The organism is Laspinema olomoucense D3b (assembly GCF_025370785.1).
GTDB classification, from domain to species: Bacteria; Cyanobacteriota; Cyanobacteriia; order Cyanobacteriales; family Laspinemataceae; genus Laspinema; species Laspinema olomoucense.
Genome location: NZ_JAMXFA010000007.1, coordinates 127,621 through 140,414, shown reverse-complemented (window position 1 = coordinate 140,414; position 12,794 = coordinate 127,621). Strand labels below are relative to the sequence as shown.

Below are 12,794 nucleotides of genomic sequence, written 5' to 3'. Positions count from 1 at the left end.
TCAGCCCTTGTAACGCCCCAGCCGAAAATGATTCAGACGAAGGAGATCGCCAGGATTTTCCCTCACTCTGGATCAGCGATCCCCACCAAAAAACTGTATCCGTATCTGTAGCCATAATATCTCACACTTTTACTCACCTGGCGATCGCAAAACCCTGTGGATATTTTCCCCAGGAAAAATATCTCTCCATCTCCCCTAGCCAAAGCATCCTCCTGTATCCACCGTAAACTTCTTTGGCAAAACTCCCCTTAATACAAAATCAGCAACTTTAATCAGCAACCTGGTCATTGTTTAGGCAGTAGCCTCAATTCGGTACAGCCTTTTATTCAGTCAACCCCTCAACTTGATTCGGATTGGAGGTTTACCCTTCGGCTTATGGCCGAGCCAGGATCCATCTTAATCTTCGTGGGTTTTATTTTTATCTATGCCATTCCACTGGCTAAACTTGATCGCCAATACCACAACAGCAATCAAAGAGACTAACTGATGTCGCTAGAAGCATGGACAACCATACGGGTCATTCTCTCCTTTATCCTGTACAGCTCATATCCGTCACGGCTACCCACTGGATCTCAATGGCGGGACTGAGCTCCGTCCTCGGGTATGACGGATCCAGTTAGCTTAGGGGATGGACCTGGTGAGTTCGCATTTCCGCTGAAGGTATCGGGACCGTTGGCATGATGATTAATTTTACAGTGACCTTAATTGTGTCTCCCCTGACCCCGCCTCTAGAAATTCAGCGGCGTTTGGTTTTAGGAAACAGCGTTTCACGAAATTGGGTTTCTTGACACTCATCTCGGTTAAAATCCAAGATTGAAGCCAGAAACCGGGTTTTTTGGCACAGATTTTATAGTTTAGATTGGATTTAAGCCAGAAAGTTATCAGTTACCGATCGACAGTGGGTGATTGTGGGTTCATATTTTTAGGGTGCTTTGTTTCCGAGGCGATCGCCGATCAGGGCAATTGCCAAAGGTCCACTCAGAAAATCTATGTACAATTTTGGGAAGAACGATAAAAGCAACCAATGGACTGGACGACACCCCTAACATTTCAACAAGCGGATTTTATTAAACGGCTCAATCACAAGAGTACCCAACTGCTGCATTGCCAGTCGCCGGGTTTGCATGGCGAACAGGTGACGATCGCCGGTGAACACTTCCGGGCAATTCACGCCGCCTGTGAACAGAGACTTTCCGCCGCTCAATCCGAGCCCCTCATCTCGGAACGGTTTCGCGATCGCCTGCGCCATCAGCTTGGGGTAGAAGCCGTCGCCACCTATTTAGATCACCGGGTCACTCAAATTGGCTCCGATCATCAACCACCATCCCAAAGCCCTGGAGATTTTACCCTCAAAGCGAATCCGGCGATCGCCCTTTCCGTTCAGGCTATTTGTCAGTCCACTTCCCCCTTAGTCTGGGATCTGGACCTCTCCCAAATTAAGCACCAATCTGCCATCATTTTTGTCCTGATTCCCGAACAGATTCACCCCTCCCAGTCAGAATATCACCCGATTTTAGCGGGATTTTTACCCACCCATTTAATCGCCATGAGCGAGGGTCGCGCCCGCCTCTGCCTCGATGACCTCTTTTATATGGGCGGACTGAATCTCTATCTGGAATCCCTAAGTTCTATCCCCGTTTCTACAGAATGGTTACGCATCCTCACGGGATCCTCGAACTATGTCTATCCCGTAGCCATCAGTGCCGATGGGGGTCTAGTTGCCAGTAGCAGTTACGATGGCACGATTAAACTCTGGAAACTGCGCGATCGCGAAATTACTCAAGCCCTCTGCGGACATTCTTGGTCCTTTTATCCCATCGCTGGGGGTCAGGGGGGACAATCTCTCGCCAGTGGCAGTACGGAAAAAAAATTGAATCTTTGGCAACGGGGTCGCGGGGATTTTATTCGCACCCTAGCCGGACATACCAGCGGAGTCAGTGCCATTGCCATTAGTGAAGATAGCAAAATTTTAGTCAGTGGCGGCTACGATGGCACCATTGAGATTTGGGATCTCGTCCAAGGGCAACGGATGCGGACCCTCAGTGGGCATTCTGGAACGGTTCGCCCGATTTCCCTCAGTCCCGATGGGACCATCCTCGCCACCGGAGGCATTGATAAAAAGCTCAATCTCTGGAATCTTCAAACCGGGGCATTAATTCGATCGTTTAATATTGATACCGATGTAGCGATTTCTCTGGCAATTAGTCCTAATGGTCAATTATTAGTCAGTGGTTCTCAGGATGGGACGATTAAAATTTGGGATTTAGAATCCGGTGGTTTGATTCGGGCGATCGCCGCGCATTCCGGGATCGTTCGCGGCGTTACCCTGAGTCACGATGGCAAAACCCTCGCCAGTGGCAGTCTGGAAAAGACGATTAAACTCTGGAGTGTGGATACGGGCGACCTCTTACGAACTTTGACAGGTCATCCAGACCCCACCATTACCTTCGCGATCGACTCCGAGGGACCCACCCTTGATGCCAGCTTATTGCGTCACTATCAGCCCGGTTGGGAAGAACCCAGACAATGGCAGTAAATTAACCGACAAATCAGCCCAATGCCACTCTCTTCCGGGAATACAGGATGGGGAAGACAAACCGGGTTTCTTGAGAAAATCTGTAGCAATTCGCACCAAAAAGCGCCAGAAACCCGGTTTCTTGTCCTCTGAATTCCTAGGTTTCAGAAGTTGAGGACCCATTTAAAATCGGCGTTAAATAAGCAACCAGCGCACCCAGGAGAAACCCCAGGATATTCCGCAGTAAGGGTAAAAAATCGCTGGTTCGCGAAATCACAGGTCCCAGACCAAAGGCAATAAATAAAATTCCCCACAGAGGTGAAAACATTAAGGCCCATTGCCAGGAAAACGCTTGTCGATCTTTTCTGGGATGTGCAGCAAATCCAAAGATGATGCCACCCAAAGTTGAAGTAATCAGGGTCAGGATCCATTGCTCCCTCGGCAACCCGGGGACCACCAGGCATCCCCCCTGGCGCAGACAATTTTCCACACTATTTAATGCGCTCAGAATCGCTTGATCTTCTCCATTCTCCCGAACAAAAAATTGATTGCCGAAGCGGGTTTGTAATTCGATCCAGAAGGTTCTCGGCAGTAAGGGGTATAGCTCATCCCCCACATTGAATCCCAAGAGATTGCCTCCGCGAGGGTCAGCAATCAGCAGGACGCTCTTATCATTGAGGTCCCAATAGTCCTTAACTGCACGACCTGGGGTGCGATCGTATTGGGTCAGGACCCTCAGTTTCCAGCCGGTTTCCGCTTCAAAATTCTCTAACTCTTGGATTAAGTTCTCTTCCTGGACGCTCGTCAGGGAGTTGGCGAGGTCAATAATCGGGGTTTGGATCTCCGGCAGTAACTCTGGATTGTCATAAGCTTGAGCAGAAATCGGGGCGATCGCCCAAGCTGATACCACCAGGAAAAAGGCCGCCACGGATATTAGAAGTTTTTTGGGAAATGTTGATTGCATTGCAGTCTCTATAGGAGTTTTCACGATTCATCCAACCAGGGTGGCATGACGGAAGGCTCCACCCCCAAGCCATTCATAATCTTAATATTTGTTTACAGTTTTGACCTTCCCTTAATATTAAGCCCTATACCCCCAATGCCGTCAATCAAAATTCCGGCAGATTTAGCCCCGGTTTACCTTTAAAAATTAACAGGTTGACAACTTGCAACTTATAGAGTACACTTATCCAATCTCAATGCGGCTGGCTTAATGGACGGATGGCCCGTTACTAATCATCAATGATGAATCAACGGGTTAACTAAAATAGCCAAAGAAAGACTGGATTCCCCCCAATCTAAGGTTGAGATTCTAAATAACTTAATAACCAATTCGCCATCGTAGCGCGACGGGTTAAACGGGGAACCAACTCACCCACCTTGTAACCCGAAAATCCCAACTTTTCCTTTAGCAGTTGCTTGTTTTCTTTAGGAATAGAACGAGTCAATTTCACCGTTGCCGGTCGGCTGGCGATAAAATCAGGAGGTTCGGGATACTCTTCCCGCCAGAGAGGCTCAACCCCATCAGTATTCCAAATTTGGGTCGTTTCCTCATAGCGATACCCTAAAGAATGCCAAACCAAGCGATTAGCCGTCAAATCATCAATTTTGTCATTGAGAATATCCCAAATCGTCTCCGAGTTGAGGGGAGGTAATTCAGACATAAGCCTTGAGAGAACGAAAATAAATCATCAGATTACTTCAAAAAATCATATCATAATCCTCCCCCATCCGTGACAATCAGTGCAATCCGTGGTTCAGCCCTCATCCTTATCGAGAACGGCTCAACCGTTGTAAAGAAAGAACGCTAGATTTAGGGAATCGTTGTTCCTTAATTGCTTCCTCGCAAAGCGCCCGATCGCTCTCGCTGATATTTTGGGAATACTGGAAATAGTCATGCAGCCAAGTGCAAGCGCGCCGAGTTAAATCATCCAAATCCAAATTCCACAAAATTACCGTATTATCATCTCCCGCCGAGGCAATAATTTCTCCATCGGGACTAAACTCCACATCTAAAACCCCGGAAGTATGACCTTGGAGAGTTTTTAATAACGTGCCATCTTTGAGACTCCAAAGCTTAACCGTGCCATCCCAACTGGCCGAAACCAGCAGGCGACCATCAGGAGAGAAGCGAACACTTTCCACACTATCGCTATACCCTTGCAACAGGGTTTTTTCGAGGGTTCCATCCAGATTCCAAATTTTCACCGTATTATCCCAACTAGCCGAGGCAATCCGTTGACCATCGGGAGAGAAGGTCACACTGGTAACGTAAGACTGATGAGGATAGCGACCCCAGAGGGTTTGGAGTAGTTCACCTTCCTTGTTCCAGAGTTTGACCATTTTATCATCGGAACCGGAGACAATCAGACGACCATTGGGGGAAAAAGCCACACTATTAACCCGTTCGGTATGACCCTCTAAAACTTTCAATAAAGTGCCATCGATCCGCCAAATTTTGACAGTTTTATCGCGAGAACCCGAGGCAATTAATTGACCATCCGGGGAGAAACTGACGGAATAAGCGCGATCGCTGTGACTACTTTCCACGGGACAATCGGAATGTTTGGACGGGTCGCCGGTTAACTTGGGATCTACTAAAGTTTTGAGCAGGGTGCCATTGGTGGCATTCCAAATTTTGACCGTACAATCTTGAGAGACCGAGGCGATCGCCCGACCATCGGGAGAAAAACTCACCCCAAACACGCGATCGCCATGTCCATCCGGGCCCTGTAACGTCGTCACCGCTTCCGTCGTGCGACCCGGGTCCAGACTCCAAATTTTCACGGTTTTGTCCCAACTCGCCGACGCCAACTGTTTTCCCGTGGGAGACAAACTAATACTCGACACTCTCCCCTTGTGACCCACCTCTCCAGCTAACACTTTCAAGAACGTATCTTTCAGAGTCCAAAGGCGAATCGTTTTGTCCCAACTGGCAGAAGCTAAACTCATACCATCGGGACTAAAATTCACACTCGTCACTCGACCACTATGACCTTTCAGGGTTTTAATCGGCGTCCCATCTAACTTCCAAATTTTAATCGCATTATCATCCCCCGCCGATGCAAACCAGCGACCATCGGGACTAAAACTTAGGCTAAACACAATATCATCATGAGCCTTCCAGGTTTGGGTCCTGTCCTCCTCCAGGTCCGTCACCGAAATGGTATGGTCCACACCGGATGAAACCAGATAACGACCATCGGGACTAAACGCCAATGCCGTCACCCAATCCGTATGGACCCTTAAAGTTTTCCGGACTGTACCATCCCGGGTCCAAAGTTTAACGGTTTTATCATCGGAAGCGGAGGCGAGGGTTTGACCATCGGGACTGAACATAACCCAGTTCACGGAATCCGTATGACCTTTAAAGGTTCTGACCAAACTGCCATCGGATACCCGCCAGAGCTTGACGGTGTGATCATGACTTGCCGTGGCTAAAAATTGGCTATCTGGGGAAAAACTGGCGCTATAAATGCTATCGGTATGGCCGTTGAGAGTTTTATACAGACTGCCGTCGCGCTTCCAGAGTTTAACGGTGCGGTCCTTAGAAGTTGAAGCAATAAAATGACCATCGTTCGAGAAGGCGACGCTCGTTACTTCGGAAGCATGACTGACCCCCGTGGCATCCAGACTATAATCCACCAATTTTTTATGGAGACTGCCGTTGCGATTCCACAGCAACACCTGAGTGTCATTGCTTCCGGAGGCCAACAACTGACCATCAGGAGAAAAGGCGACACTCCAGACTTCTGCACCATGTTCTTCCAGGCGGTTGCGTTCTCGGACCCCATAGACGGCTTGTTGTAAGGCGGTTGCCACCCGCAGTTTAGTTTCCGAGTCCGGGTTTTTAGCGCTTGAAAGTTTTCGCCATGCTCTTAAACTTTCGACCAAGGCATCAAATTCGCGATCGGCCACATAGAGGGCTTCACTGGAGGCACTAATCGCAGTAATTTGAGCATTTTCCACGCCGATGGAGGCTTGTTCTTTTTGAGCGATGGCGAACACACTGGCAGCCGCTAGTAACCCGACGAAAAAGCCTAAAAATCCCCGCTGACGTTTGAGGGTTTTATTGCTTTTTTCCAGTTGCACTTGGGTCATTTTTTTTGCTTCTTCGGCCTTGACTAACCGGGCTTCGGGACCAAAATCGGTTTCGTATTTTTGGCGGACGGGGTGAACGAGATAGTCATGGACGAGTTGATAGCGATCGCCGGATTCTTCTCGGTGAATAAAGACTAAACCGGCTCCTTCGAGAATTTTTAAAATTAAGTCCAGTTGTGCCGGGGTGATCTGTGCGGATGCGGCTAGTTCTTCTTGGGTGCGCAGGGGTCGGGTATTGTTTTGATTGGTGAGACGGTACAGGACTTCCCAAGCCGGTTTTTCATTATCCGGTCCACAGTCGCGAATGACTTGGACGAGCGATCGCGCAATCAGGATTTCCTTGGGGCGATCGCCCAGCTTTTGGTACTGTTCTAGGGTGGTGATTTTTTCTTCATCATCTTGCAGTTGAGCGCCGACGAGTTGCAATTCAATGGGGCGCACCTGACCTGTTTCATTCGCCAAATCCCGAACTAATGCCTCAATCAGTTCAGTTTCCAAGTAAAATTGGGACCGTTCTGTTAAGCGCTGAATCACCTCAACCGCCTGGACTGCGGAAAAATCACTGAGTTGATAGCGAATTTCTTTACTGAGAATATCGTTATTAATCGCATCGAGATAGCATAAGCGTTCGCAGTCTAATAAATAATGTAAGAAATCTGTTCTCAGGGACAGGATGACTTTAACAAAGGGAATATCGAGGCAGATTTGTAAGAAGCGATAGAATTCTTGCCGACTTTCCTGAGTTTTATGAACAAAGAAAAACTCTTCAAACTGGTCAAAAACAATCACCGTTAACAGATTGCGATTAACGTTGGCCCGCAGCATGGATAAAGCCGATTCGGGTTCTCCAAGGTCAGCGGAGTTCTGTGGGTTCAGGCTTTTAGCGGGCTCTAGGTTCCCATCGAGTTCGGCCCACTCCATAGCGGGTTCTAGGGGAATTCCCAGAGTTTGGCAGATGGTTTCATGGAGGCGTTTGGAGAGAGTGGCAACCCAATCGGTATAGGACCGCAGGACCACGGGCAAAGCAAGGCGATCGCCGATGGCCCGTCCCACTAATGCTGGAACAAATCCGGCATTCACCAAGGAGGATTTGCCCACCCCAGAGTCTCCATACAAAATGGTAAGTTTTTTATCGGCGCGAGTCATGCGTTCGAGCAAGCATTCAATATGGGCACGACGACCCGCCGCCGCGATTTCTTGGGGAAGACCTAAAAATTCGGAATGAGGAGGATTATTGAGGCGATCGTCCGTCTGATTTAAGAGTTGCAGATGCGCCTTGGTTTGGGGTTGCAGCAATCCGGCCCCGACAAAAGCCCGGAACCCATAGAGGGTTTCAATCGAGCGTTGTTCTTGTTTGAGGCGAAAAGCTTCTACATACTCCTGATGCTCAAAATAAAGCGATCGCAGCAGCTTTAAAATTGAAATATAAAGTTGAGGGTCCCGTTCGGGTTTACTGACTTGTTGGGCTAAATTGAGAATTTCGATCGCCGCTTGGGACTGTTGATACCACGAGGGGGCCGAATCCTTTAACTTGCAGTTCGCCTCTTTTGGCTCCTGAAGGCTCAACTCAGGGACCGTGGCCCGGGCGAGTAAGTACAAATACAATCCTTGTTCTTGGCGCTGGGTGACAGGGGCCAAGGCTAAAGCAGCGATCGCCTTTTGGGCATACTCTTTCGACTTTTCCCACTCCAACCGCGCCAGGGCGACTTCGGCCATAAATCCATAATCCCGGGCCAGTTGAACCGGGTGTTTTTCATGGAGATCCACCGTTTTTTCCACCTGCACCTGCAAGCGATCCCAGCGCTGTAGCCTTGCGAGGACCTCTCCTAAGAGGGGGCTCAGTTGCGCCACACAATCTAATCGCCCCCCGGACTCAAACAGATTCAAGGCGCGATCGAGATAGGATTCCGCTTCCATCAGGTGTTGCTGACTTTGAGCCTGGTAGAGTTCGGCTTTGCGGCAATACAACAATCCTAAATGAAACCACAACAGACCCAGGCGTTCGAGGTCCGGGGAGGAAACCTCCTGGAGGCAGATTTCTGGGGCCTGCTGTTCCGGGTCCGTGAGAGGTGAACCCGGACCGATATGCTGCCACCATGTCAAACTTTCGTGATAATGCACTTCAGCTAGATCCAGGCGATCGCGGCAAAACTCATCACGACCCAGGACAAACTGGACACTGGCACAGAGTTCCCCATCCAAAGTCACCCCGCGACTGTGTAAATCTTTAACCGCCGACTCCAGTTCCTTGCGCCGGTTGGACTCCAGGGGACTGGGGATAAACCTTTCATATCCGCCTTCTTTCGGTCCGGGTTGTAAGAGCTGCGGAATCAGACTCCCCGCCTCTTGGTGCAGCAAATCCAGCAAGCTATTCGTTTCCATCTCAAATTTAATCGAGGTGGCCGCCCAACTTTTAAAATCCGGTGCAAACCGAATCAAAGAAGCGAGTACCTCCTCCGTCACCCACCAAATCAGGGGAAAAGAAAAACTGTTGCGAAACTCATCTCGCACCTGATTGGCCGATACCAGCAACTGTTCCAAACCGTTGGTGCTATCCAACCCAAAAATCATCACCGCCAGGGGTTGCTTCTGATCCAGAGAGTCCCTCACCGTGCTGTAAAGGGTGCTGACCGTTTTGGGGAGAACCATAGAATGTACAGAACGTCCTTCCTCGGAAATTTCCTGACACAGAGATTCAAGACGTTGGAGCATACTCCGCTGCAATGTCACATAATTGCACCGGACTAAAATTAAAGAAAAATTTCCCTCAGACAGAGCAATGGCTCTGACCAACTTCTGTAAGGAGCGATCGTTATAGAGGGAAAATTCAATGGGTGGGTCTAGGTCAGTCATAACTTCTGTCGTTCTGCTCTATTCAAAAGCCAAATCAATACCATAGTCACCACCCCAAACTATCTTATGCTTATTTTTTTATCCCCTGAGTAATCAGTTTGGGTGGGGAGCCTAATCTCCTTGTTACCTACTTTTTGCCCAGATGCAGTAACGATCCACCCCCGATCTCCTAATTTTATCTGGGGCAACTTCGCCTCAACGATCCGGTTCTTATTGTACAGATAAAAGACCCTATCTTTCTTGGTAACTTAGGATTGTTCCCCTGCACCTCCTCCCCTGGATTCCACTACTGGCGAACTGCGCTCAACAGACCGATAATTTTCTCGGGTTGGATAATAATCTCCCGATTTGGGTCAGGAGGAATGCCCAGACGAGATAACTTAATCCTAATTTTGGTTTTTCATGATCATTCCCTTCCGATTGGTTTGCTCTTTCTATGATATAGTCCTTCCAAATCATTTAGATCAAGGGGGGAGGGAGTAACCCCTTGGGGGGATAGACCCTACACCCCTGAGCGAACCGGGGAGATTTGCTCTATCAGTTTGGTTGGGGATAAAAAATCCCGATCGCTTCTATGATCCTAACTACCTTTTAGCTCCGTTTCCATCCTAAGAAGGGTTACTGGAGTTGGTGCTTTCGGGGAAATGAGTCACTGTTTTAACAGGACTTGGGTCTTAATCATAAACGTTTCTTAGCTTCTGTCAAATTCAAAAACTCGACGGGAACCCCAAGGCCAAAAAATCCCAGAAAAATATCGTAAACCGATTCCCTTTAAAGGGGATACCACTCAAGCGGATAAAATAGAGCGCTAAACCAATGGGGATAAAGTTTGCTAGTGTTCATCCTGCTTTTTTAAGTCATTTTTCAGATGGGAGAGAGAGTGAAAGATTCACTCCTCTCTTGACAAATAGGGTTCCATCTGTATTGCCCGGGGGATAGCAGTTTGTCGCGACGATCTGGAGCTAAAATTGGGGTAAAATTCGCACCATTTTATAGGACTCAAGAGATCGCCCAACTCGGGGTGGGATAGTAGAGGGGCGATCGCCTGCAGTTGGGGAATTTTTTTCAATTGCCCGGTGAGACTTCCACCTAAGCCCTAACAGTGTTCAGATGAAGATAAAAAAGATCGGGACAAAGGTAGAGCACCTGGATTTAGGCTGGATATTCTGACATCCATTCCTTAAATTTAGGGGCTTCAGCCAAAGCTGGATTAATCCAATACCACCGTCCATCGCGATCGCGATACTCAAACAGAAACATACTTCTCAACAACAGTTGATAATCCTCATCCCCTTGGACGTGCTTCTGTTCCAACGCTTGAAATAATAACTCCCACTCCTCATCCGTAATCGCCGCAATCAGATCGTCCCGATATTCTTTAATCACATTTTCAAGACAGTGGCGGGAAAATGGAGGGTCTTGTAACTGTAGACAACTATAAAGCAGCCCCAGTAAATTCCGAACATGACCCCCACTCACACTGCACAAGCGATTTAAGGTTTCCGAACAATCAAACACCGAGGTAATCATCTCTTCTCGTTCCAATACGGGAATATGGGGAAATGCCCGGGCAAGGACCATATTTCTGAGTAACTTCATCCCCTCAGCATAGACACTCCCATCCCGTTCTCGTATGGGAACCATTGGTAAAACCTTCGGTTTAACCCCAAATCGAGAACTCAAGCGGCCCAAGTCATTGGAAAAAATTAAAGACAAGGGAATGGTATAAACCACATGACAATTCAGCTTCCGCAATTGCTCCCCGCGATCGACAAAGAGATATTCCGGTTGGGTGCGTCCCGAGGGTTTTCTAACACTATCCACCCGGTCTAAATTATCCACGATCGCCACCAATCCTTTTTTGCCGCGCTGATTGAGAATCTCCGTCGCGGGATTCAGCAATTCACTATTAATCGCTTCCAAAATATTATTAGTACGTGGCTCTAAATATTGCCGCAACTGTTGCCTTAAACGGGGGCTATGTCGAGCTTTAGCCGTAATTGAACCAATGCCCCCAGGCAAGGAAAAGCCCACCTCTCCCTCAGTGCTGGCACTAAACGTTCCAATCCCGGGAAGGGAGGCTTCCCCGCTCAGTTCTATAGGAGTTTGCAACAGATCTGCAGCGCCTTTCAGTAAATCTCGAAACCCCCGTTGGGGTTCAACGCAGAGGTTAATCTTCTCTAAACTTTCTGAAACTTGACGGGCAATACTCAATAGAATTTCAGTAATATCTACGTCAGCCATATCCAAATCATGAGAAGACTCGAAATACACTACATGATATCCTTCCTCTTCCAAGTCTTTTTTGAGCCGAAATAATTCAGTGGATTTCCCACAGCCAATATGTCCCGTAAAGAGCTGACAGGTAGGTTCATCTCCCGAGAGCAAACTAATAGTTCTCCCCAGTTCTCGGATAATATTACCGCCGCGAACTGGAGAAAAATCAATATAGTATTCTCGATCCTCCTCATTCGCCATATCCAATACTTTACTCGGATTACAAGCTTTATAAAATCTCGGCAAATCTAGTTTCATGTTAATTAACTCTCCCCAACTGTTGATCCCTTCTTCAAATATTTCTGTAGTATAGGTTCTCGTTCCGTAACAATTTGCATGACTTAGAGTTACTTATGATGATGAACCTAGAATTGCCCGAGTGATCTTTACTGACCTCTTGCAAAAAAACGGATTGCTTCCCCTGTACCCCCTAATTAACGCCAATCGGCTTAAGAGAAGTTGGCAAGAGCTCGACTGACCATCCCCCCACTGAGGACCCAAAGGAGGGCTGATTGCGGATTAATAATTGAGTTTTCACTACCCCCGCCATTAGAATCTTTGCAGGATTGCGGCCCTTGTGTTTAGGGGAGACTTTAGACAACAGGGCTGCAATCCTGTTGGTTGTCTTTAGAAGTTAGGAGTTTATCACCCCCTGGCAAGGGTCCCAACTTGAACAGGCCGGAAGTAGTATCCTAGAAAATCGCCCCTATAACAGAGGACTTACAGGGTTGAGTCGGAGGTAACCCGATCGCAGGGGGCAGTCTATGAATTGTCCCTCCGCTGCAATAGAAATGCTGGATCCCTCCAGCAAGTCCTACTCCGGCGGAAGAAGCGGGGGCGTCAAGTTGGGGGCCTGGAATCCAATTGAATCCCAGCACCGGAGGTAAGTGGGGGAGGGTACAGACGCGCGACCGGGCATAGCCTGGATTAAAAGCCCAAATCGCGAGGTTAAAATAAGTGAATAAAAACAGGGTGGAGCAGCCCTCTCCATCCCGAAACCTGCTAATTTTAGAGCCCGAGGCGGAATAGTAAGTCTGGATTTCATCAC

At 48.2% G+C, this 12,794-nt stretch carries 5 protein-coding genes; 1 reads left to right on the top strand and 4 read right to left on the bottom strand.

Annotation, left to right across the window (positions count from 1 at the left end; genetic code table 11):
* Window positions 1-1,024: 1,024 nt before the first annotated feature.
* The gene (locus NG792_RS07155; protein ID WP_261234955.1) at window positions 1,025-2,536 is read left to right on the top strand and encodes a WD40 repeat domain-containing protein; all 1,512 of its coding nucleotides are present in this window, start codon (window positions 1,025-1,027) and stop codon (window positions 2,534-2,536) included.
* A gap of 136 nt (window positions 2,537-2,672) precedes the next feature.
* On the opposite strand, the gene NG792_RS07150 is transcribed toward NG792_RS07155, so the two are convergent.
* The 4 genes from NG792_RS07150 to NG792_RS07135 all read right to left on the bottom strand — a co-directional run bounded on the left by NG792_RS07150 (window position 2,673) and on the right by NG792_RS07135 (window position 12,004).
* Complete coding sequence (locus tag NG792_RS07150; protein WP_261196645.1) at window positions 2,673-3,479, bottom strand: TPM domain-containing protein; 807 nt, start codon at window positions 3,477-3,479, stop codon at window positions 2,673-2,675.
* Between the two features lie 334 nt (window positions 3,480-3,813).
* Window positions 3,814-4,179, bottom strand: coding sequence for a DUF1823 family protein (locus NG792_RS07145; RefSeq protein ID WP_261196644.1), 366 nt, complete (start codon window positions 4,177-4,179; stop codon window positions 3,814-3,816).
* Window positions 4,180-4,285: 106 nt separating this feature from the next.
* Entirely contained in the window at window positions 4,286-9,469 is a 5,184-nt protein-coding gene (locus NG792_RS07140) for a WD40 domain-containing protein (protein ID WP_261234954.1), read from the bottom strand.
* Between the two features lie 1,152 nt (window positions 9,470-10,621).
* The gene (locus NG792_RS07135; protein WP_261196642.1) at window positions 10,622-12,004 is read right to left on the bottom strand and encodes an ATP-binding protein; all 1,383 of its coding nucleotides are present in this window, start codon (window positions 12,002-12,004) and stop codon (window positions 10,622-10,624) included.
* Window positions 12,005-12,794: the final 790 nt, after the last annotated feature.